Consider the following 20,871-nt stretch of genomic DNA (forward strand, 5'->3'; position numbering starts at 1 on the left):
GTCCCAGACCTCTCCCGACCCCGCCGTCTTGGGAGAAGTCCAATGCACACTGCGATTATCAAGCCGCAATGGGGCCCCCTCACCATCGCTTTGATGGTCCTGGGCTTCATTGTCTGGTGGCCGCTCGGCCTCGCCGTTCTCGCCTACATCCTGTGGGGCGAGATGTTCGGTGGTTCGGCGGAAAAGGCCCAGGGGTTCGTCAATCGATCCCGCGCCTGGGCTGACAAGAACTGCGGCCCGCGCGGCCACTCCTTCCGCGGCTTCGGTTCGACGAGCGGCAATGCCGCTTTCGACGACTACCGCTCCGAGCAGCTCCGTCGGCTCGAAGAGGAGCGCCGCCGCCTCGATGAAGAGGTCCACGCGTTCCAAGAATACATGCGGAACCTCCGCATGGCCAAGGATCGCGAGGAGTTCGACCGCTTCATGCGCGACCGCAATGGCTCCAAGCCCAACTACGGCGACGGGACGAGCGTCTAGCCCCGTCGCATTTCCTCCCTCCTGACGACTGCGCGCCCCTTCGGGGGCGCTTTTTTTGTTGCCGGGATCGCGCTCGAATCGGCGAGTATTGCCCCATGAATCTGCTGTTCTCAAAGGCACAGAAGGTGCCGGCGACGACCGTGCTCGACATCGACGGCGAGCCGGTGACGATCGACGTCAAGGTGAGCGCGCGAGCTCGCAGCTACCGCCTGACGGTTCCCCATCACGGGGCTCCCGTCCTGACCCTGCCCAGTACCGGCAGGTGGAGCGAGGCCGAGGGCTTTCTCGGTCGCCACCGGGGCTGGCTCGCGGCGCGGCTGAAGCGCAGCGCACCGAGGACGTCCTTTTCTGATGGCGAGCTTGTCCCGCTGCGCGGCGTACCCCATCGCATCCATGCCACCGGTCGGTTGCGCGGCCGGGTCGAGGTTTCCGAGATCGACGGCGAGCTGAACCTGCTGGTTCCGGGCGAAGCCATGCATATCCCCCGCCGGCTCACCGAGTGGCTGAAGGGCGAGGCCCAGCGCGATCTCCTCGAGCGCTCGAATGTCCATGCCGCGACCCTGGGCGTCGTCGTTAAGTCGGTCGCCATGCGCAGCCAGTCGACGCGCTGGGGCTCATGCTCCTCGTCGGGGCGGCTCAACTACAACTGGCGCCTCGTCCTCGCGCCGCCCTTCGTGCTCGACTATGTCGCGGCGCACGAGGTCGCCCACCTCGTCCACATGAACCACTCGCCCAGCTTCTGGAAGGCGGTGGAGGCGGCTCTGCCGGACATGACGAGGGGCAAGGCGTGGCTCAAGGCGCACGGCAAGGTGCTGATGGGCTACGGGCTCGCCGAATAGGCTACTGCCCGCGCACGATGCCCTCGGTCCAGCGGGCGACGATCTCGCAGCCGGTGCGCTGGCAGTAGCCCAGCGCATCGCGATCGGCTTCCGCCTGGCTCTGCCCGGAAGCCGCGCCCCAGCCGCCGCCACCGACCGCCAGCGCGTAATGGCCCGTCGGCTCGCTCTGCAACCCGATCGCGCAGGTCTGCGGATCGGAGGCACTCTGCTGGCAGTAGCGCATGGCGCATTCCGTCGCCTCGCCGAGCGACTGCATGTTGTTGCAGTAGCCATAAGCGAGGCTCTCGGAGAGGGCGACGGCCGTGTAGGCCATCGCGCCGGGCGCGGTCGCGAGCGGCAGCGCCAATGCGAGGATGCTGCCCAAGAGGGCCCGCCGCATCGTCAGTTCCCGCCGAAGATGTCGCCGAGCAGGTCGACCAGCGTGCGCTTGGGCCGCTCCACCGCCGGCTGCTCCATGGGCTGGAGCGCCTGCTGGTCGAGCCCCGGCTGCGTCGTGCCACCCGGCAGTTCGGCGACCGGTATGCCCTCGTGCGCCTTGGTCATGAACTGGCTCCAGATCTCGACCGGCACGTTGCCGCCCGAGAGCCTTGTGCCCACGTCGTCGTCGTTACCGAGCCAGACGCCCGCCACCATGCGCGAGGTATAGCCAACGAACAGCGCGTCGCGCGACTTCTGCGACGTACCGGTCTTGCCGGCCATCGGCCAGCCGTTGAGCTGGGCGCGCTTGCCGGTGCCGATCTCGACGGCGGCATGCAGCATGTCGTTCATCTCGGCCACGACATTGGGCTCGATCACGCGGCCCGGGCCGGACGGAACGGCGTCGTACAGCACCTTGCCGTCGGGGGTCTCGATGCGGGTGATGACATTGGCGATGACGCCGATGCCGCCATTGGCGAAGGGCGCATAGGCGGCCGTGAGCTCGAGCAGCGAGACTTCCTGCGTGCCGAGCGCGATCGAGGGCACGGCCTGCAGCGGAGAGGAAATGCCCATCCGCATCGCGGCCTCGACCACCTTCTCCGGCCCCACGTCGTTGGCGAGCAGTGCCGCGACGGTATTGCGCGACAGCGCGAGCGCCGTGCGCAGGGTCATCTCGCCGCCATACTTGCCGTCGGCGTTCTCGGGGGCCCAGCCATTGATGTCGATGGGACCGTCATTGGCGACGGTGTCAGGCGTGTAGCCCTTCTCCATGCCGGCCAGGTAGACGAAGGGCTTGAAGCTCGATCCGGGCTGGCGGCGCGCCGTGACGGCACGGTTGTACTGGCTCTGCTGGTAGTCGACGCCGCCGACGAGGGCCCGCACCGAGCCGTCGACATCCATGGCGACCAGGGCGCCCTGGGCGAAGCCACGCTCCTTGCCGTGCTTGGCGACGGCTTCCTTGACCACGAACTCCGCCTCCTTCTGGAGGTCCCAGTTGATCGTGGTGTGGACGATGACGTCCTCTTTCACCTCGCCCAGATAGGCGGTCATCAGGCTTTCGACCCAGTCGGCGACATAGGACTCGCCGCCCGTCACCTTGGTGCGGATGGTCTGGCTGGGATCGATCGCGGCGGCCTTGGCTTCGGCCTGGTTGATATAGCCTTCCTTGGCCATCGCCGAGAGGACGAGCCCCTGGCGCGCCTTGATCAGCTCGGCCTTGCCCCTGGGGTTGAGGCGCGAGGGCGCCTGCAGCGAGCCGGCGAGGATGGCCGCCTCGCTGAGCGACAGGTTGCGCGCCGACTTGCCGAAATAGAACTGGGCCGCGGCCTCGATGCCGTACTTCTCGTGCCCGAAATACATGCGGTTGAGATAGAGATCGAGGATGTCGTCCTTGGAGTAGTTCTGCTCCAGCCACACGGCGAGCAGCGCTTCCTGCACCTTGCGGCCGAGCGTCTGGTCCGGGGTGAGGAACAGGTTCTTGGCCACCTGCTGGGTGATGGTCGAGGCGCCGCGGGTGACTTCGCCCGCCTGGATCGATTCGAGCGCCACCGAGGCAAGGCCGACGACGTCGACGCCGAAGTGATCGTAGAAGCGCCGGTCCTCGATCGCGACGAACGCGGCCGGCACGTAATAGGGCAGTTCGCGCAGCGACACGGCCTCGCCGCCGGACTTGCCGCGGTTCGAGATGAGCTGGCCGTTGGCGGCGACGATGCGGATGTTGGCGGCGCGGTCCGGTACCTTCCAGGTATCGGCCGAAGGCAGCTGCACGGCGTAATAGACGATGACGGCTGCTGCCGCGAGGCCACCCCAGATCCCCAGGATGAAGAGCCAGGAGATGAGCTTGCCGATGACGCCGAACAGCGTCAGCGGACGCTTCTCGCGCCGGCCGCGGCCCTTCTTGGCCTTGGGCGCCCGTCCACGCGGCTGCTTGCCGCGCGGGGCGCGCTGGGAGCGTTCGTCGTCGACATAGATGGCGCCTTCGTCGAAGCCGGGTTCGACCCGGGCGCCGCGCGCCGTCTTCTTCGCTGGAGCGGTCCGTTCGGAGCGAGAGCCCTTCTTGGGCGCGCCACCGACGCGGTCTTCCGGCGAAACGTGAAAATCCATGAACAGGGCCCCGGCATTCTTCTTGCGCATGGCGTTTGATCCGGCTGCAATCCCGTTCGGGGCAGTGCGGTCGCCATGGGGCAATCCGACCGTCTCGCTAGCCCTGCCAAACCCGGATTCTTCCGGGCCCCTGACTCGCGCGGTCCCCTCGGCTATCCAAGGTAAATGTGGCCGGTTTATGTGGGATTAAGCTGGGCGGAGCCTGTGTGTTGCGGGTGGGAGACAGGGAGATCACCCCGCAGAACTGCGCACGTACAACCCCTAACTTCCGTCCACCCGGTTCGCGCTAACCTGATCGACGGGGAGGGGCATGGGTTGGCGCTCGACAGCACACCGACGGATACCGACCGGCTGGCGCATCTGCAGTCGCGCCAGCAGCTGGTCGTACTCGCGGTCCTCGTGACCCTCTATGCGGCACTTCCCGTCGCCCTCGCCCTCGATTTCCTGTGGCAGGTCCCCTTCGGCCTCGCCTCGTCCATTGCCGCGCCCAAGATCGATTCGGACGCACTGGTGCAGTTCATGGTGCCGCTGGCCAGCGCCGACGGCAGCGTGCTGGAAGCCCTGCACAAGCTGATTCTTCCCCTCGCCGCCCTCTTTCTCGGTGCGAACTTCGCCATGTTGAGGAACGGCCGGCTGGCGCTCTGGCTCTTCCTCGTTCCTCTCCTCGGAACCGTCGCCGCCCTGCTGGCCGCGAGCCTGATCGACGCCTACGGTTCGAGCGCGATCAAGGGAGCCGCGGGACTTCCGATGCTGCTTCGCGACATTGCCAGCAATCTGGGGGTCGTCCTGATGCTGCTGGTCGGCCAGAACATCGGAGGGGCAAGGTGAGGGCTGCATTCGTCGCATTGCTGGCCTGCCTCGTGGCGGGTCCGGTCTGGGGGCAGGCCGTCGAGGCGCAGCTGATGGTCTATGTCGAGCCGTCGGGCGTCGCCAGTGCCGCGGTTCTCTCGACGGGCGGAGAGGAAATCTCGCTGGCCCTCGGCACCGACGCGGACGAGGGGCCCATCGCCTTCAAGCCCGGTCCGGTCGATGACCTGCCCGGAAACCTGACCATCGAATGGAATGATCACAACAGCACGAGCCTGCCCGCCTTCGTCTTCGCCCCGTATTCGGGCATGAAGATTCCGGTGCGCGTCTACCGCTACAACTACACCCTCGCCGACTGGCAGCAGGCCGAGCAGCGCTGCTGGCATACCCGCCCCAGCGATGTGAGGAGCGCCTTCCGGGCCCTGTTCGGCTGCCAGGAGTGGGTGAAGCTGCTCGAGGTCAACGGTGAGCGCTGGACCAGGTCGCACCTCAAGGGACTGCGCGGCTGGTTCGACGGTTCGTACTACCTGTTCGCGCGAGTGCGTCCGGTCGACGGCCTCGGCCTCAGCCCCTGGGGCTTGCAGGACGAGCTGGTCGAGCGGTTGCGCGAGATCGTCGAGGCGGTGGATGGCGGACGCAAGCAGGCGAGGGAGTTCGAGCCGTTCCTGCGCATTGCGGACGTTCGCACGGCGCTCAACGAGTTCGACCGCTGGGAGCTGCGCCTGTTCGGGGTGATCCCGCGTCTCATTGCCCAGGGCGACTATCTCGGTGCCCTGAGCGTCAATGATCGGGTGCGCGCCGCCTATGCCCGATATGTCGGCCCGCTTGCGACCGAAGCTATCGACGGCGTCAGCCGCGACAACCTCGATGGCAACGAGGCGCTGATCCGGGAGCGGCTGTCGGCCAGTCCCTAGACGTCGAGGTTGGCGACGTTGAGGGCGTTGTCCTGGATGAAGATCCGGCGCGGTTCGACGATGTCGCCCATGAGCTCGGAGAACAGGATCCCGACTTCGCTGTCGTCTTCCTTCTGCTCGACCTTGAGCAGGGTGCGGGCGTTGGGATCGAGCGTCGTCTCCCACAGCTGCTCCGGATTCATCTCGCCCAGGCCCTTGTAGCGCTGCAGCGAGATGCCCTTGCGGCCGGCATCCGACACCGTCTTGAACAGCGAGTAGGGGCCGAAGATGTCGAAGCTCTGGTCCTTGCGGGTGAACTTGGCGACGCCGCCATAGAGATCGCCCAGCTTTTCCACCGTAGCGCGGATGCGGCGCACGTCGGCCGAGGCGAGGAGCTGGGAATCCAGCGCATGCGTCTCGGCCACGCCGCGGACGGTGCGGGTGAACACATAGCCGCCCTGGCCGTCGAGCTCGCCCTGCCAGCCGCGCTCGAACTCGTCGGCCAGCCGGTCGAGCCGGCGCACCACGCGCTCGATGACGGTGCGGGCATGGTCGGGATCGTTTGCCGCATCGGCGAGCCCGCCGACGATGGCCGCCTGCTCGATGATCGAGCGGTTGTACCTTGTGTTCAGCCCCTCGACGGCGTGCACGATATCGCGGGCCTGCCGTACGATCTGCAGCAGGTCCTGGCCGCTATGGGCGACGCCGTCGCGGGTGGTCAGCACTGCATCGTCGGTGCCGGCGGTAATCAGGTAGTCCTCGAGCGCGCGTTCGTCCTTGAGGTACTGCTCGGACGAGCCACGCTTGATTTTGTAGAGCGGCGGCTGGGCGATGTAGATGTGGCCGCGATCGATCAGTTCGCGCATCTGCCGGTAGAAGAAGGTCAAGAGCAGCGTGCGGATGTGGGCGCCGTCGACATCGGCGTCCGTCATGATGATGATCTTGTGGTAGCGCAGCTTGTCGATGTTGAAGTCTTCGCGCCCGATCGAGGTGCCCAGCGCCATCACCAGGTTGCCGATCGTCTCCGAGCTCAGCATGCGGTCGAAGCGCGCGCGCTCGACGTTCAGAATCTTGCCACGGAGCGGCAGGACGGCCTGGTTGCGCCGGTCGCGGCCCTGCGTGGCCGAGCCACCGGCCGAGTCGCCCTCGACGATGAAGATTTCCGACAGCGCCGGGTCCTTCTCCGAGCAATCCTTGAGCTTGCCGGCGAGGAAGTTGATGTCGAGCGCCGACTTGCGGCGGGTCAGCTCGCGCGCCTTGCGCGCCGCTTCACGCGCGGCAGCGGCCTCGGCGACCTTGCCGACCACGGACTTCGCCTCGGCCGGATGCTCCTCGAGCCATTGCTGCAGCTTCTCGTTGACGCCGTTCTCGACCACCGGCCGGACTTCGGACGAGACCAGCTTGTCCTTGGTCTGCGATGAGAATTTCGGATCGGGCACCTTCACCGAAAGCACGCAGGTCAGGCCCTCGCGGATGTCATCACCGCTGACTTCGACCTTCTCGCGCTTCAGGATGCCGCTCTCTTCGGCATACTTGGTCACCTGCCGGGTGAGCGCCGCGCGCAGGCCCGCAAGGTGCGTGCCGCCATCGCGTTGCGGGATGTTGTTGGTGAAGCACAGCACGTTCTCGTGGTAGCTGTCGTTCCACCACATCGCCACTTCGACAGTGATGCCGTCGCGTTCCGAGTTCAATAGGATCGGCGCACTGATCAGCGGGGTCTTGGCGTTGTCGAGATAGCGCACGAACGCCTCGAGGCCGCCCTCGTAGTGCAGATCGATCTCCACCGGCTCGGGGTGGCGCAGGTCGCGCAGGATGATGTGGACGCCGGAGTTGAGGAAAGCCAGCTCGCGCAGGCGATGCTCCAGCGTCTTGAAGTCGAACTCGACCATCGTGAAGGTCTGGGGCGAGGGCAGGAACGTGACTTCCGTGCCCGAGCGGCCTTCATAGGTGCCCGGCTGCATGTCGGGCACGTAGGTGCCGGTCTGCTTCAGCGGCGCCACGGCATCGCCGTGCGAGAACTCCATCTCGTGGATCTCGCCGTCGCGGCGGATCCGGAGCTTCAGCGAGACGGACAGCGCGTTCACCACCGAGACGCCCACGCCGTGCAGGCCACCCGACACCTTGTAGGAATTCTGGTCGAACTTACCGCCGGCATGCAGCTGGGTCATGATGACCTCGGCCGCCGACACGCCCTCTTCCTTGTGGATGGCCGTGGGGATGCCGCGCCCGTTGTCGTTCACCGACACCGAGCCATCGGCATTGAGCTGCACCGTCACGAGATCGGCATGGCCGGCCAGCGCCTCGTCGATGGCGTTGTCCACCACCTCGTAGACCATGTGGTGCAGGCCCGAGCCGTCATCGGTGTCGCCGATATACATGCCGGGGCGCTTGCGCACGGCATCCAGGCCCTTGAGGACCTTGATGGAATCGGCGCCATATTCGTTCGGATCGGAGGGGGTTTCGGAGGTGCTCAAGGGGGTCCCGAATCAGGTCAGCAGGTCCGCTGCGATGGGTCTAGCGGATGGGGCTCGGTTACCCAAGGGAAATGGCTATTTTGAGCCCGTTTTGCAAGGCTTTGCGGCACCTTCTTGTGACATCGGCTCTGAACGGGAAGCCCGGGACGCCTGAGGCGCACTAGACCCCGTCCGCCAGCCTGCCGTCCCGCACCGTGACCCGCTGGGCATCCTCGCCCAGCGCTTCGAACAGCATCGGGTCCGTGCCCGTCATGAAGCACTGGGTGCCGAGCCCGTCGAGCGCGGCAAACAGCGCGGCCCGGCGGCTGGGGTCGAGATGGGCCGCCACTTCGTCGAGAAGGAGAAACGGCGCAATCCCGGTCGAGCGCTTCACGAGGCGCGCATGAGCGAGGATCAGCCCGATCAGCAGCGCCTTCTGCTCGCCGGTCGAGCCGAGCGCCGCCGGCATGTCCTTCTGCGCGTGCCGCACCTCGAAATCGATGCGGTGCGGGCCGACGAGCGTCCGGCCTGCGGCGCGGTCCTGGTTGCGTCCGCGCCGCCAGGTCTCGCGCAGCTCGGCCTCGAGCGCGCTCGAGGACTGCGGCTCGTGCCGATCCTCGAACAGCGGCGTCAGCGCCAGCCGCGCGGCAGGAAAATTCGCTTCGTCCACCCCGGCAAGGATCAGCGCCTGCAGCTCCTCGAGGCTGTCGGCGCGGGCGAAATGGACCGCCGCCGCGGCGCTCGCCATCTGCGCCTCGACCGCGTCGATCCAGATCGGATCGGCATCCTCGTCGACCAGCCGGTTGCGCTGGCGCATGGCCTTTTCGAAATCGGAGACGGCGGCCGAGTGGCCGGGGATCAGTGTCGTCACCAGCCGGTCGAGGAAGCGGCGGCGATCGCTGGCCGGCCCGGTGAAGAGCCCGTCCATCGCTGGGGTGAGCCAGAGGACGCGCAGGTACGCGCTCATCTCCTCGATGGTGCGGGCGTTGGCCCCGTTGATGCGGACACGCCGCCCGCCCTCCGGTCCGCCGGAGCCGGTGCCGATATCGACCGGACCCTCCGGCGTCTCGATCGTCGAGGCCACGGCCCAGAGCCCGTCCGAACCCTGCGCCGCCACCTCGTCGAAGGCGGCGCCGCGCAGGCCCCGTCCGGGCGAGAGCAGCGACACCGCCTCGAGCAGGTTGGTCTTGCCCGCGCCGTTCGGCCCCACCAGCACCAGGTGCCGCCCGTCGAGATCGAGGGCGGCCGAGGCGTAGTTGCGGAAGTGGCTGAGGCGAAGCCGGGAGATGTAGCGGGAGGGGTTCATGGTTCGCCCTCCGCGAGAACGTGCGCGGCAGCCTTTCGAACGTGACCGTCGTGGTCACTGAGCAGCGGTCGCAGGGCCTCGCGATCGGCTGCATCGCCGAATTTTCTGACGAGTTCGCATGCCAGCTGGCGATGCCGCGGAACATCGCCGGCTACCAGCAGCTCAAAGCTGCTGCGCCAGGTGGATGGTCCTGCAACCGCGGCCAACGCCCAGGCTGCGGCATTCCGAACGTCACGATTGGCGTCGCGCGACAAAACCTTCATCAGCAGCTCAGCGTCCGCCTCGGACCCGAGGTCCCGTAGCGCCTCAAGCGAGATGCGACGAGTCAGGGGATCTGGATCGCCCGCAAGATCGCGCAGACGAGGAGCAGCATCAGCCAGCCCCCACCCGCGAGCAATCTCTACCGCAGTTCTCACAACGTATCCTGACGGATCATGCAGCGACGCAAGAACGAGAGCGGCAGTTTCGGCGTCCTTGGGGAGCCTTCCCAAGGCTTCAAGCGCCGAGCGACGACGGAAGGCGTCGCCACCTGCGAGTGCAGAAATCTGCTCGTGTCGATTGCGAGGTGCCGGTGCGGCAGTCACACCCGCATCGGCATCAGCACATAGAGCGCCTTGGCGTCGCCGTCCTCGCGCACCAGCGTCGGCGAGCCGGCGTCGTTGAACATGAAGACGGCATTTTCCGAGCGGATCTGGCCGATGATGTCGAGCAGGTACCGGGCGTTGAAGCCGATCTCGAAGCTCTCGGGCTCGAACTCGACCGCCAGTTCCTCGCTCGCCGTGCCGTGGTCCGGGTTGGTGACGCTGAGCTCGAGCTGCCCTTCCTTCATCGACAGCTTGACGGCCTTGCCGCCGCGATCAGAGGCGATGGTCGAGACGCGGTCGACGGCAGTGGCGAAGCTCGCCTTGTCGACGTTCATCTGCTTGTCGTTGTTTTTGGGCGTCACCCGGTCGTAGTCGGGGAAGGTGCCCTCGATGAGCTTCGAAAGCAGCACGACGCTGCCCAGCTTGAAGCGGACCTTGGTATCGGAGAGCTCGACCTCGACGTCGCCTTCGGCGCCTTCGAGCAGCTTCTGGACTTCCGACACGGTCTTTTTGGGCACGATCACGCCCGGCATGCCCTTGGCGCCGTCAGGCGCGTCGGTTTCGGCCCGCGCCATGCGGTGGCCGTCCGTGGCCACGGCGCGCAGCGTCGTCGTGCCATTGATGTCGAGTACATGCACGTAGATGCCGTTGAGGTAGTAGCGCGTCTCCTCGTTCGAGATGGCGAACTGGGTGCGCTCGATCAGCTCGCGCAGCGCCTGGGCCGGCATCGAGAAGGTGTGGGTGAAGGTGCCCGACTTGAGATCGGGGAAGCTGTCGGGCGACAGGCAGGCGAGGGTGAAGCGCGAGCGTCCCGAGCTCACCAGCAGCTGCTCGGAGCCATCGTTCTCGAGCCGGACCTCGGCGCCGTCGGCGAGCTTGCGCACGATCTCGTAGAGCGTATGCGCCGGCACCGTGGTGGTTCCGGCCTGGCCCACCATCGCGGGGACGCTCTCGGTCACCTCGATGTCGAGGTCCGTGGCGCGCAGGTCGAGCTTGCCGTCGGCGGCCTTGAGCAGGACGTTGGCCAGAATGGGGTAAGTGTTGCGGCGCTCCACCACGCGGTGGACATGCCCCAGCGACTTGAGCAGATGGTTGCGCTCGAGAGTGACTTTCATAAAACTCTAAACCCCTGCGGCATGCGTCCGTAAAGCCCGGCGGAGCCGGGCAGCGACATTTGCAAGCGAGGGCGAAAAAGGCAAGTGCAGCCGGGGCCGCAGCCCCGGATTCCCTCGGGAAAATGGCGCTGGGGCGCGAATTCAGCCCTGACGCCCCATTCCTCCGTTGAGGGCGGCCTCCATGGCCTCGAGTCGGCGCTCCGCCTCTTCCGCATCGAGCCGGGCCAGCATCTCATGCCAAGCCCGGTCGGGCGACGTCGGTTGCAACTCGGGCCGCGCCCCGAAATCGAGGCGGCGCAAACCCTTCCTGATCCGCAGCATCAGCCGCGGCGGCTTCATACGCGATGTCTGCAACGCTACTACTCACACAAGAGACCCTACTGGGTCGGAACTCGCAGCGCCGGCCATCCAGCCAGCTGGGCCCCCTCCGCCGGAGAGGGCCGGAAATCGCGACTTATTCTTCGAGCATGCGCTTGAGGAGTTCGATCTCCTGCGCCAGCTCGCCGTCATCCTTGATCATCTGCTCGACCTTGCGGACCGAGTGGAGAACCGTTGTGTGGTCGCGCCCGCCGAAGCGGCGGCCGATCTCGGGCAAGGAGCGCGAGGTCAGCGCCTTGGCGAGGTACATCGCGATCTGGCGCGGCCGCACCACATCGCGCGACCGGCGCGACGAGAGCAGGTCGTTGCGCGGCACCTTGTAGTGGCGCGAGACGATCCGGAGGATGTCCTCGATCCGCACCCGGCGGGCATCGCGCTGGCGGACGAGGTCGGCGAGGGTGCGCTCGGCGAGCGCAACGGTGATCGGCTCCTTGGTCAGCTGGTTGGCAGCGAGGAGGCGGTTCACCGCCCCGTCGAGGTCGCGGCCGTGGCTCACCACGACCCGCGCCACATAGTCGAGCACCGGTGCCGCGAAATGGGCATCGGCAAAGCGCTGGCTCGCCTGCTCGGCCCGGCGCGTGACGATCGCGCGGCGCAGGTCGAGGTCGAAGGGGTTGATCGGCACGACCAGGCCGCCCGAGAGGCGCGAGCGCACGCGCTCGTCCAGCATTTCGAGATCGCGCGGCGGCGCGTCGCCCGCCACCACCACCTGCTTGGCACCCGTCAGGAGCGTACCCAGCGTGTGGCCGAACTCGGTTGCCGACTTGCCCTGCAGGAACTGCATGTCGTCGATCAGCAGCAGGTCGACCCGGCGCAGCCACTCCTTGAAGCCGAGCGCCGACTGGCGCTGCACGGCCGTGATGAAGTGGTACATGAAGTGGTCGGCTGTCAGGTAGACGATGTTGCGGCCCGGCTCGGCCGCACCGGCGGCCCAGGCGATCGCATTGAGCAGGTGGGATTTGCCCAAGCCTACGCTCGAATGGATGTAGACCGGGTTGAAGCTCACCGTGTTGTTGGCGGCGGCGTGGGCGACCTGCTTGGCCACCTGGAGCGCCATCTCGTTGGCCGAGCCGACGACAAAGCTGTCGAAGGTCATCTTGGGGTCGAGCGCCGAGCCCGACAGCGCATCGCCGCGCGGCGCCGCCGTCGAGGACTGCAGATCGCGGACCGGGCGCGCCGCGACGGGCGCTGCACTCGCCGGAACCTGGGCAGGAGCCGGCTCCGGGGCGGGTTCGGCATGGTGGAGGCGCGGCCTGGCCTGGCCGTTGACGCGCACCGTGAAGTGCAACCGGCCGAGGTCGGCGGATTCGGCGCGGAACGCATCGAGGATCTTTTCGGCGTAGTTCGACTGTACCCAGGAGCACAGGAACCGCGTCGGCACGCTGAGGTGAGCGAGGTCGTCGACGACTTCCTCAAGCTCGAGCCGGGCGAACCAGGAGTTGAAGACATCTTCACCGACAGCGGCGCGCAGACGAGCGCGCACACGCTGGAACAGTTCGCTCGAGCTCAGTGACTGGCTGTCTTTGCCGATCATCACAATACCCCCCGCCGTACCGTCCGTTCCCTTTCCCTTGTTCGTTTCCAATGCCCAGTCAGCACGACTTGCCGCCGCGTTTGTCGCCATCGTGATAGCCCCAATCCTGTTATACAGCCGCCCCTTTCTGGGCACGGCTCCGCCAACCACGCCTGTCCTTTTCTCGGACAAGCCTTTTCTGTCCGCGAACTGTGCCGCGGTTCAGTCTACGCAACTATTTCATTTGGACCGGGCTACCGAGGCGCCCGGGCTACCGCAAAAGTCCTACGCACGCGCAAGACAAACACCAGGTACTAGTCAATCCAGTCCACGAATGGAGTTCCCCAAGATTGTCGGCTGCGTCCCAAACCAACTCATCAGCCACATCTCAAGTCAGCATTCTTGTACAAAACACGGGCTCGTTGTTCGGTTCTGCCGCCGTTTGTCCTGAGCCAGTAGAGGCATCTTAGTGGGGGGCTATTTGCCAATCAACGGGGGTTTTTCGCCTTGAGGGGGTTGACTCGCAACTCTCGCAAAATCCTTTCCGGGACTCGGTTGGACGGGCGCTTTTTAAGGCGCTGTGACTCCACACTGAATCCGGTCTCCATCGCCATTTCGGGCCTTTGCCACAATTGTGACGGCCAAGGCCTGGATGCGACATTTCGTTTCAAATCCGGGGGCGGATTCAGCTGCCGTCCCATGCCAAGCGCTGGAAAACGCTGGGCTTTCAGCGTTGGAAAATGAGTCTTCGAAAGTGTCGCAAACCGGTCACACTCGGGGCAGATCAGTTGCGTACCAGTCGCGTCCGCGAGCGCACAAAAGCACAGGGCCCCCGCGAGGGAGCCCTGTGCCGGAATGAAACAGATCGGGTGCGGCTGTTAAGCCTGCAGCGCCTTCACGCGGGAGTTGAGGCGGCTCACCTTGCGGGCGGCCACGTTGGCGTGGACGATGCCCTTCTGCGAGGCGCGGACGATCTCCGGCTCGGCTGCCTTGAGGGCCGCGAGCGCAACGGCGTGGTCACCGGCAGTGATGGCTTCCTCGACCTTGCGAACGTAAGTGCGCATGCGCGAGCGGCGCGACTTGTTCACTGCAGTGCGGGCTTCGATCTTGCGGGTGGCCTTTTTGGCCGAGGCGGTATTGGCCATGAAATCCTCTTGGCGCTTCAACCCGCCGGCGCAGCAACTGAGCCGCAAAACCCGGGGGCGATGAAATGAAATCGGCGGCACCGAGCCGCCAAGTTGGGCGCTGTATAGTCGGGGCGGGCGGGTGCGTCAACTGGATTCACCGGCGCGGCCGCCCCGGCGCCTCAGCAATAGATGCTGTCCTTGCGCACCACGCAAGTGCCGTCCTCGGTAACGACGAGGGCGCCGCCGTCTAAGGGAGCAATGCTGAGGAACGAGCTCCCCGAAAAGGCCATGGCGGTGCCCCAGCGCCCGCCGCCCCACAGCCACAAGAGCTGAGGCGCTCCAGGCTTGGGTTCCTTGGTGATGCCGGGATACTCGACATTGGGACTGGCGAGCCCATCGGTCGAATAGGTGCCCGACGCCGTCTCCATGACGGAGACATAGGTGGTGCGCCCGTAACCGATCTTCCTGATCGTCGTGTCCGCGACCGCTTCGGAAGCGACCCCGGGCTCGACGTAATAGTCCCATTTCATGAGCTTGTCGGGATCGAAGGCCGGCGGCCAGAGCTCGCCGGGCGTGCTCAGCAGGGTCCGGATCGGTTCCTCCCCGGCGACCGCCGGCGGCAGCATGTCGGGCAGCGCCAACAGGAATGCGGCGCCAGCCCCCATGGCTCCCACCGCCATGATCGTACGTGTCGCGTCCATGGCCAACCTCCGCCTCACGGACCAAAGTTAACCACTTATCAACCATGTCCGATTCGTGCGTGTCAAAATGGAACACGCGTCAGGGTTAAGTTAACTATCGGGGAAGTTCGGCTGCCAGCTTCTCGACCGCCTCGACGAAGCGGTCATAGGCCTCGCGGGTGGGCCAGGGGCGGATGAGCTTTTCGAACGGCTCGAATTCGAAGACCGGAAAGCTGGGCTCGCCGAAGAAGCGCCGTGCCTCCTCCGGCTCGAAGCCGGCGAGATGCGTGGCCTCGAGGAAGGCAGCCTCGCGGTCGGCGCGCTTGATCTGCCGGGTGAGTGCCGCCGGCGGCATCGCGGGCAGCGAGAAGCGGAGATAGACCGCGCCCAGCAGCCGGTTCTCCACCTCCTTGTAATTGCCGCCCATCGCCGCCTTGAACGGGGAGATGATGTCGCCCATCACGTACTCGGGCGCATCGTGGAGCACGGCATAGAGCAGCGCCTTGGCGTCCGCCTCGCGATTGAGGGCCCGGAAGAGCTCGAGCACGAGGATCGAGTGCTGTGCCACCGTGAACGGATAGTCGCCCACCGTCTGCCCGTTCCAGCGCGCGACGCGCGCCAGCCCGTGGGCGATGTCGGAGAGCTCCACGTCGAGCGGGGAAGGATCGAGAATGTCGAGTCGCCGCCCCGACAGCATCCGCTGCCATGCCCGCTCCCTTCCCTTCGCCATGGATCGTCTCTCCCTCGTGCTGCGTACCGGCCGATGTTTCGGCGGAACGGATGGCCCCGGACGGTATTTCGCCAGACCATGATTCGCCAAACCGGCGCACCATCCCGTCTGGGCTCGCTCCCTCTCGCACAATGTTGCCTCACCCTCTTGATCCTCTAGTGGCTAGAGGTCCTATCTCAGGTGCCGTGACGCGAAAGGACAGGACATGGACCAGGCGGCAGGCAAGCTCAGATACCGGATCGGCGGCATGGACTGCGCCGCCTGCGTCACCAAGATCGAGAATGCCGTAGGGCGCCTGCCGGGTGTCGAGACGGTCGGCGTGTCGCTGGGCGCCGGAACCATGACGGTGACCGGCGAAACCTTCCACGGCGCAGCCGTCGAGCGGCAGGTTCGGGCCCTGGGATACGCCATCGCGCCCGCCGATGCGTCTGCCAAGGTCGAGGCCGCCCCTGACCATGCACATGACCATGACCATTATCAGGACCATGGTCACGACCACTCGCATGGCGGCCATGGCGCCGCCATCGACGGGCCCTGGTGGAAGACGCGCAAGGCGGTGCTGACGCTGCTGAGCGCCGCCGCTCTGGTCGTCGCCTATGCGGTCGGGCTCGTCATGCCCGACCTCGCCCCGTGGGCCTTCTTCATCGCGATGGCCGTCGGCCTCGTGCCGGTGGCGCAGCGGGCCGTCGTCGCGGCGATGACCGGCACGCCGTTCTCGATCGAGACGCTGATGACCATCGCCGCCGTCGGCGCCGTGTTCATCGGCGCTACCGAGGAGGCGGCCATGGTGGTTCTCCTCTTCCTCGTCGGCGAACTGCTCGAAGGCGTGGCCGCCGGCCGGGCCCGCGCCAGCATCCGAGGCCTGGCCGACCTTGTGCCCAAGACCGCACTTCTCGAGGCGGGCGGCACGACCACCGAAGTCCCGGCCGAAACGCTCGCCGTCGGCGCCATCATTCTTGTCCGGCCCGGCGACCGCATCCCGGCGGACGGCGTGATCGTCGATGGGCAGTCGGCGATCAACGAAGCGCCTGTCACCGGCGAGAGCGTCCCCCGCAACCGGGGCCCGGGCGAGCCCGTCTTTGCCGGCACGATCAACACCGATGCCGTGCTGCGCGTCCGCGTCACCGCCGCGGCGGCCGACAACACCATTGCGCGCGTCATCCGCCTCGTCGAGGAAGCCCAGGAGAGCAAGGCGCCGACCGAGCGCTTCATCGACCGCTTCTCGCGCTACTACACGCCCGCCGTCCTCCTCGTCGGCGCCCTCGTCGCCGTCGTGCCGCCGCTCATTTTCGGCGCCGAATGGAGCGAGTGGATCTATCGCGGGCTCGCCATTCTCCTCATCGGCTGCCCCTGCGCGCTGGTGATCTCGACCCCGGCTGCCATCGCGGCGGGCCTGTCGGCCGGCGCCCGGCGCGGCCTGCTGCTCAAGGGCGGCGCCGTGCTGGAGACTCTACGGCGCGTGACCCGTGTCGCCCTCGACAAGACCGGGACGCTGACCGAGGGCCGGCCGCGCGTGACCGACATTGTCGCCATCGGTCGCTCCGAGGCCGACGTGCTCTCGCTGGCTGCCGCGCTCGAGACCGGCTCGAGCCACCCGCTTGCTGTTGCCATTCTCGAGCGGGCAGCGGCCGACCGCGTTCCGGTGCCGCCGGCCGCCGCGGCCCGCGCCCTCGCGGGCAAGGGCGTTGCCGGCAAGGTCGGGGGCGTCGAGGTCTTCCTCGCCTCGCCCGATGCAGCGGGAGAGCGTGTGCCGCTCGAGCCTGGCCTGCTGGCGCGGATCGCCGCGCTCAACGATGCGGGGAAGACCGTCTCGGTCCTCGTCGCCAACGACACCGTCGCCGGCCTCATCGCCATGCGCGACGAGCCGCGCCCCGACGCGGCAGAGGGCCTGGCCCGGCTGCATGAAGCAGGGATCCGCACCATCATGCTGACCGGCGACAACGAGCGCACCGCGCGCGCCGTCGGGTCCGGCCTCGGCATCGACGAGATCCGCGCCGGGCTCCTCCCCGAGGACAAGCAGCGGATCGTGGGCGAGCTGATGGCTGACGGTCAGGTCGTGGCCAAGGTGGGTGACGGCATCAACGATGCCCCCGCGCTCGCTGCCGCCGATATCGGCATCGCCATGGGCGGCGGTACTGATGTCGCACTCGAGACCGCCGATGCGGCAGTGCTGCACGGTCGCGTCACGGATATTGCAGGCATGATCGAGCTGTCGCGCGCCACCATGGGCAATATCTGGCAGAACATCACGGTGGCGCTCGGCCTCAAGGCCGTGTTCCTCGTCACCACCATTCTGGGGATCACCGGCCTGTGGCCGGCCATTCTCGCCGACACCGGCGCCACCGTGCTGGTGACGCTCAATGCGATGCGGCTGCTCGCCTGGCAGCCGCGGCAGTAGCGATGTCTGGAGATGGCTTGCGCGAGGCTAGTAGCAGCGCTCGGGCAGGCCGTTGTCGATATGGGTGTCGGAGATGGGATCGTAGGTCGCGTAGCGGGCCTGGCAGCGGATCTGGTGATCGGCCCAGGAGCCGGTCGAGTAGGCCAGCCGCGAGGCCAGGCTGATATTGACCGGAAGCGTGCGCAGCCGGGGATGGGTCACCATCCAGGCATTGATGGCCATCGCCGCCGGGTCGAAATTCGGGTTGTTGGGGTTCTCGGGCCAGCCGTAGACATAGTCGTCGCCGTCCGGCAGATAAGTTGGCAACGGGCTGGGCGTGCCGCCGCGGACGATGATCTCGAGAGGCTGGGCGAAGGCGGGAGAGACGGCCGCAAGCGCTACCGTCGCAGTCAATACTGTAAGCAGAGTCTTCACGGCGTCCTCCACTAAACTGTGACGATTCCGATATTATCTCAAATAGTCACCATTGACCATGAGCGCCCCGGGACAAGTCTGGGGCGCGGTTAGTCGAACGTTTCGTGCTTGAAATGAATTGGTGCTGCGATGCTCACGGATACTGCACGTAACCTTGAGCGAAAGCGTACCGGACCGGTCAGGCGACCGCGGGAAGGACCGTGCCGTCCTGCAGGGCGACGAGACGCCGCTCCATCCGCTCCGCCGCCTCGCCCTCGTAGCGGCCGCGACGGAAGCCGTTGATGATGGTGACGATCTCCCCGCGCCGCGTCTCGTAGTGCGCGAGCGGCTCATCGTAGAAGCGTTCTACCTTGATGGCGGGCCAGAGTTCGTCGGACATGGCATTGCTCCGATGTGGAGCCGTCACGCTAGCGCAGTGATATTAGATGCCATTGAGGGCTTGGTTAGAATTTGGAGAGAAACGGCCCCTAGGGCGCCATCATGTAGCCCACGCCGCGCACCGTCTGGATCAGCGAGGGCCCGTCGGGAACGTCGATCTTGGCCCTGAGGTAACGGACGTAGACGTCGACGATCTTCGTGCCCGGGTCGTACCCGTACTCCCAGACGCTGCTGAGCAGGCGCTGGCGGCTCACCACCTTGCCGGCATTGACCATCAGGTAGCGCAGCAGGTCGAACTCGCGCACAGTGAGGGCGATCGGCTCCCCGTTCCGCGTCACCCGCCGCGATTGCGGGTCGAGCGTCAGCGGGCCGAAGCTCATCGGCGCCTCCGGTCCGGTTTCGTTGCGCCGGCGCGAGAGCGCCACGAGCCGCGCGAGCAGCTCGTCGAAGGCGAAAGGCTTGGTGAGGTAGTCGTCCGCCCCGCCCCTCAGGCCCTCGATCTTGTCGGCAAGGCTGTCCCGGGCCGTCAGCATCAGGATCATGGCCGGGCGGCGCTCTTCGCGCAGGAGCCGGGCGATCTCGACGCCGTCGACATAGGGCAGCATGCGATCGAGGATGATGATCTCGAACTCGTCCTGCCGCGCCCGCTCGAGGCCGTCGCGCCCGTCATGCTCGACGCTCACCTGGTAGCCCTCGGCGGCGAGGCCGCGCTCGAGGAAGGACGCAATGCGGCGGTCGTCCTCGACGACAAGGACCCTCATCTCCGGCTCCCCGCTGCCAGCGGCAGCTCGATCACGAGGACGGCGCCGCCTTCAGTGCCGTTGTCGAGCCGGATGATGCCGCCATGCCGCTCGACGATGTCCTTGGCGATGGCCAGCCCGATGCCCAGCCCCTGGTTCATGAGTTCCCCCTCACCCGCCCCCCGATAGAAGCGCTCGAACACGTGGGGACGGTCCGCTTCCGTCACTCCGGGCCCCTGGTCGGCGATCTCGAGCCGCACCTGCGCGCCCTGGCGGGCGGTCCGTACGGTGATGCGGGTTCCCGGTGGGGAGTGCTTGACGGCATTGTCGAGCCCGATCATCAGCGCCTGCCGCAGCCGGCGGAAATCCGCCTCGACCTCGGCGCCGGCATCGTCGCTTTCGGTGACGATCTCCACCTCGCGTGCGCCCGCGAGGACCCGCGCTTCATCGGTGGCCGCCGCAACGACCTCGTCGAGTTGGACGCGGGACGGCTGGTGCTGCTGCGCCTCAGAATCGGTGCGGGCGAAGGCGATGAGGTCGTCGAGCAGGTGGGACAGTTCCGCCGCCTGGCCGCGCACCCGTTCGAGCGACAGCCGCAGTTCCTCGGCGTCTGGTTTGCCGCGCAGGGCGACGTCCGCCTCGCCGCGCAGCACCGTCAGCGGCGTGCGCAGCTCGTGACTCACCTCGGCCAGCAGCTGCGTCCGCTTGACGTCGATGGCGCGCAGCTGGGCATTGGCCTCGCTGAGTTCGGCCGTGCGGGCGGCGATCTGGGACTCGAGCCGCTCGCCCGAACGCCGGACGGCCCGATAAAGCAGCACGCCCAGGAGCGTCAGCACGATCAGCGCGACCAGCGCCAGTATGCCGGCCACCGTGACGATCACCGCCTGCGTGCGCTCGACCCGCGCCAGCTCGGTCGCGACTTCGTTGCGCTCGTCGGTAAGCGCGCTGTCGATCAGCGGCTGCAGCTCGTTGGCGAGGCGGAAGGCGATGTCGCGGCCGTAGAGCTCGGTCGCGCGGGCCGTATCGCCGTCGCGCGATGCCGCGAGAGCGCGCGCCGCCGTCATGTCGATGGCGTGGTAGAGCTCGATCATGCGCCGCACGTCCTCAAGCTCGACGAGCTCGCTCTCCATGTCGGGCCCGCCGCCCATGGCGGCAATCTCGTCGCGCGTCGCCCGGGTCAGCCGGGCGAAGGTTCGCTCGGTGGCGATGCGCGCCGCCTGGACATTGGGCAGGTTGGCGCGCCCCAGCAGCAGCGCCGAGGCAACCTCCCGGCCATAGGCATTGATGCGCCCGTCGAGCTCCGCCATCACCTCGAAGCGGCGATGCACGGCGTCGACACGCTTGACGTAGTGATCGGCAAGCCCGAGCCCGATCGCCATGACGGCGATCATCGCGGCGAGCGACAACAGGCTCGCCAGCGCCAGCCCCACGATGCGCCAGCGCACGGTCACTGCCAAAACGCTCCCGAAATCATGCGGCTATCTCTAGTCGCGCGCGCCCGGACTGAAAAGCGCCGCCG

General features: G+C 66.9%; 20 protein-coding genes. 5 read left to right on the forward strand and 15 right to left on the reverse strand.

The window, feature by feature from the left end:
- Positions 1 to 42 precede the first annotated feature (42 nt).
- Positions 43 to 477: a DUF2852 domain-containing protein gene (locus tag PRN20_RS01880; RefSeq protein WP_273955339.1), complete on the forward strand. Its 435-nt coding sequence runs from the start codon at positions 43 to 45 to the stop codon at positions 475 to 477.
- Between the two features lie 95 nt (positions 478 to 572).
- Positions 573 to 1,316, forward strand: coding sequence for a M48 family metallopeptidase (locus PRN20_RS01885; RefSeq protein WP_273955341.1), 744 nt, complete (start codon positions 573 to 575; stop codon positions 1,314 to 1,316).
- 1 nt (position 1,317) lies between these two features.
- On the opposite strand, the gene PRN20_RS01890 is transcribed toward PRN20_RS01885, so the two are convergent.
- Together PRN20_RS01890 and PRN20_RS01895 are read right to left on the reverse strand one after the other, a co-directional pair.
- Positions 1,318 to 1,695, reverse strand: a complete 378-nt coding sequence (locus PRN20_RS01890) for a DUF4189 domain-containing protein (RefSeq protein WP_273955342.1) — start codon at positions 1,693 to 1,695, stop codon at positions 1,318 to 1,320.
- Positions 1,696 to 1,697: 2 nt separating this feature from the next.
- On the reverse strand, positions 1,698 to 3,866 hold the full coding sequence (locus PRN20_RS01895) for a transglycosylase domain-containing protein (RefSeq protein WP_273955343.1): 2,169 nt from the start codon (positions 3,864 to 3,866) through the stop codon (positions 1,698 to 1,700).
- 285 nt (positions 3,867 to 4,151) lie between these two features.
- Between PRN20_RS01895 and PRN20_RS01900 the strand changes: the two genes are divergently transcribed.
- Entirely contained in the window at positions 4,152 to 4,664 is a 513-nt protein-coding gene (locus tag PRN20_RS01900; protein ID WP_273955345.1) for a hypothetical protein, read from the forward strand.
- Positions 4,661 to 5,557, forward strand: coding sequence for a hypothetical protein (locus tag PRN20_RS01905; protein ID WP_273955346.1), 897 nt, complete (start codon positions 4,661 to 4,663; stop codon positions 5,555 to 5,557). The genes PRN20_RS01900 and PRN20_RS01905 overlap by 4 nt, the downstream gene beginning before the upstream one ends.
- Here the strand turns inward: PRN20_RS01905 and gyrB are convergent.
- From gyrB to PRN20_RS01950, 9 genes are all read right to left on the reverse strand, one after another.
- Positions 5,554 to 8,010 carry a DNA topoisomerase (ATP-hydrolyzing) subunit B gene (gyrB, locus tag PRN20_RS01910; protein ID WP_273955348.1) on the reverse strand — a complete coding sequence of 819 codons (2,457 nt, stop codon included), beginning with the start codon at positions 8,008 to 8,010 and terminating at the stop codon, positions 5,554 to 5,556. The two genes, PRN20_RS01905 and gyrB, sit on opposite strands and share 4 nt — an antisense overlap.
- Positions 8,011 to 8,170: 160 nt before the next feature.
- Positions 8,171 to 9,295: a DNA replication/repair protein RecF gene (gene recF, locus PRN20_RS01915; protein ID WP_273955350.1), complete on the reverse strand. Its 1,125-nt coding sequence runs from the start codon at positions 9,293 to 9,295 to the stop codon at positions 8,171 to 8,173.
- On the reverse strand, positions 9,292 to 9,879 hold the full coding sequence (locus tag PRN20_RS01920; protein WP_273955352.1) for a HEAT repeat domain-containing protein: 588 nt from the start codon (positions 9,877 to 9,879) through the stop codon (positions 9,292 to 9,294). The genes recF and PRN20_RS01920 overlap by 4 nt, the downstream gene beginning before the upstream one ends.
- Positions 9,876 to 10,994, reverse strand: a complete 1,119-nt coding sequence (gene dnaN, locus PRN20_RS01925) for a DNA polymerase III subunit beta (RefSeq protein ID WP_273955354.1) — start codon at positions 10,992 to 10,994, stop codon at positions 9,876 to 9,878. Before dnaN ends, PRN20_RS01920 begins: the two co-directional genes overlap by 4 nt.
- Before the next feature lie 141 nt (positions 10,995 to 11,135).
- Positions 11,136 to 11,333 (reverse strand): hypothetical protein, encoded by a 198-nt coding sequence (locus PRN20_RS01930; protein WP_273955355.1) that lies wholly within the window; start codon positions 11,331 to 11,333, stop codon positions 11,136 to 11,138.
- Between the two features lie 115 nt (positions 11,334 to 11,448).
- Entirely contained in the window at positions 11,449 to 12,906 is a 1,458-nt protein-coding gene (dnaA, locus tag PRN20_RS01935; protein ID WP_273955358.1) for a chromosomal replication initiator protein DnaA, read from the reverse strand.
- A gap of 857 nt (positions 12,907 to 13,763) precedes the next feature.
- Complete coding sequence (rpsT, locus tag PRN20_RS01940) at positions 13,764 to 14,030, reverse strand: 30S ribosomal protein S20 (RefSeq protein ID WP_273955360.1); 267 nt, start codon at positions 14,028 to 14,030, stop codon at positions 13,764 to 13,766.
- A gap of 161 nt (positions 14,031 to 14,191) precedes the next feature.
- The gene (locus tag PRN20_RS01945) at positions 14,192 to 14,713 is read right to left on the reverse strand and encodes a hypothetical protein (protein ID WP_273955362.1); all 522 of its coding nucleotides are present in this window, start codon (positions 14,711 to 14,713) and stop codon (positions 14,192 to 14,194) included.
- A gap of 94 nt (positions 14,714 to 14,807) precedes the next feature.
- The gene (locus PRN20_RS01950; RefSeq protein ID WP_273955363.1) at positions 14,808 to 15,422 is read right to left on the reverse strand and encodes an HD family hydrolase; all 615 of its coding nucleotides are present in this window, start codon (positions 15,420 to 15,422) and stop codon (positions 14,808 to 14,810) included.
- Between the two features lie 205 nt (positions 15,423 to 15,627).
- On the opposite strand from PRN20_RS01950, the gene PRN20_RS01955 reads away from it, so the two are divergent.
- Positions 15,628 to 17,820, forward strand: coding sequence for a heavy metal translocating P-type ATPase (locus PRN20_RS01955; protein WP_273955365.1), 2,193 nt, complete (start codon positions 15,628 to 15,630; stop codon positions 17,818 to 17,820).
- Positions 17,821 to 17,847: 27 nt separating this feature from the next.
- Here PRN20_RS01955 and PRN20_RS01960 read toward each other — a convergent pair whose 3' ends face one another.
- The 4 genes from PRN20_RS01960 to PRN20_RS01975 all read right to left on the reverse strand — a co-directional run bounded on the left by PRN20_RS01960 (position 17,848) and on the right by PRN20_RS01975 (position 20,803).
- Positions 17,848 to 18,234, reverse strand: a complete 387-nt coding sequence (locus PRN20_RS01960) for a hypothetical protein (RefSeq protein ID WP_273955367.1) — start codon at positions 18,232 to 18,234, stop codon at positions 17,848 to 17,850.
- Between the two features lie 178 nt (positions 18,235 to 18,412).
- The gene (locus PRN20_RS01965; RefSeq protein WP_273955369.1) at positions 18,413 to 18,613 is read right to left on the reverse strand and encodes a hypothetical protein; all 201 of its coding nucleotides are present in this window, start codon (positions 18,611 to 18,613) and stop codon (positions 18,413 to 18,415) included.
- A gap of 88 nt (positions 18,614 to 18,701) precedes the next feature.
- Positions 18,702 to 19,373: a response regulator transcription factor gene (locus PRN20_RS01970; RefSeq protein WP_273955370.1), complete on the reverse strand. Its 672-nt coding sequence runs from the start codon at positions 19,371 to 19,373 to the stop codon at positions 18,702 to 18,704.
- On the reverse strand, positions 19,370 to 20,803 hold the full coding sequence (locus PRN20_RS01975) for an ATP-binding protein (protein WP_273955371.1): 1,434 nt from the start codon (positions 20,801 to 20,803) through the stop codon (positions 19,370 to 19,372). The genes PRN20_RS01970 and PRN20_RS01975 overlap by 4 nt, the downstream gene beginning before the upstream one ends.
- Positions 20,804 to 20,871: the final 68 nt, after the last annotated feature.

Origin of the sequence: Devosia sp. ZB163 (assembly GCF_028613635.1) — a bacterium.
Lineage (GTDB): Bacteria > Pseudomonadota > Alphaproteobacteria > Rhizobiales > Devosiaceae > Devosia_A.

Bases quoted from the DNA above. Each gene is read 5' to 3' on its own strand.
- recF (WP_273955350.1), bottom strand. From the start codon at position 9,295: ATGAACCCCTCCCGCTACATCTCCCGGCTTCGCCTCAGCCACTTCCGC.
- PRN20_RS01895 (WP_273955343.1), bottom strand. From the start codon at position 3,866: ATGCGCAAGAAGAATGCCGGGGCCCTGTTCATGGATTTTCACGTTTCG.
- PRN20_RS01955 (WP_273955365.1), top strand. From the start codon at position 15,628: ATGGACCAGGCGGCAGGCAAGCTCAGATACCGGATCGGCGGCATGGAC.
- rpsT (WP_273955360.1), bottom strand. From the start codon at position 14,030: ATGGCCAATACCGCCTCGGCCAAAAAGGCCACCCGCAAGATCGAAGCC.
- PRN20_RS01885 (WP_273955341.1), top strand. From the start codon at position 573: ATGAATCTGCTGTTCTCAAAGGCACAGAAGGTGCCGGCGACGACCGTG.
- PRN20_RS01880 (WP_273955339.1), top strand. From the start codon at position 43: ATGCACACTGCGATTATCAAGCCGCAATGGGGCCCCCTCACCATCGCT.
- PRN20_RS01950 (WP_273955363.1), bottom strand. From the start codon at position 15,422: ATGGCGAAGGGAAGGGAGCGGGCATGGCAGCGGATGCTGTCGGGGCGG.
- PRN20_RS01965 (WP_273955369.1), bottom strand. From the start codon at position 18,613: ATGTCCGACGAACTCTGGCCCGCCATCAAGGTAGAACGCTTCTACGAT.
- PRN20_RS01945 (WP_273955362.1), bottom strand. From the start codon at position 14,713: ATGGACGCGACACGTACGATCATGGCGGTGGGAGCCATGGGGGCTGGC.
- PRN20_RS01890 (WP_273955342.1), bottom strand. From the start codon at position 1,695: ATGCGGCGGGCCCTCTTGGGCAGCATCCTCGCATTGGCGCTGCCGCTC.
- dnaN (WP_273955354.1), bottom strand. From the start codon at position 10,994: ATGAAAGTCACTCTCGAGCGCAACCATCTGCTCAAGTCGCTGGGGCAT.
- PRN20_RS01930 (WP_273955355.1), bottom strand. From the start codon at position 11,333: ATGAAGCCGCCGCGGCTGATGCTGCGGATCAGGAAGGGTTTGCGCCGC.
- PRN20_RS01970 (WP_273955370.1), bottom strand. From the start codon at position 19,373: ATGAGGGTCCTTGTCGTCGAGGACGACCGCCGCATTGCGTCCTTCCTC.
- dnaA (WP_273955358.1), bottom strand. From the start codon at position 12,906: ATGATCGGCAAAGACAGCCAGTCACTGAGCTCGAGCGAACTGTTCCAG.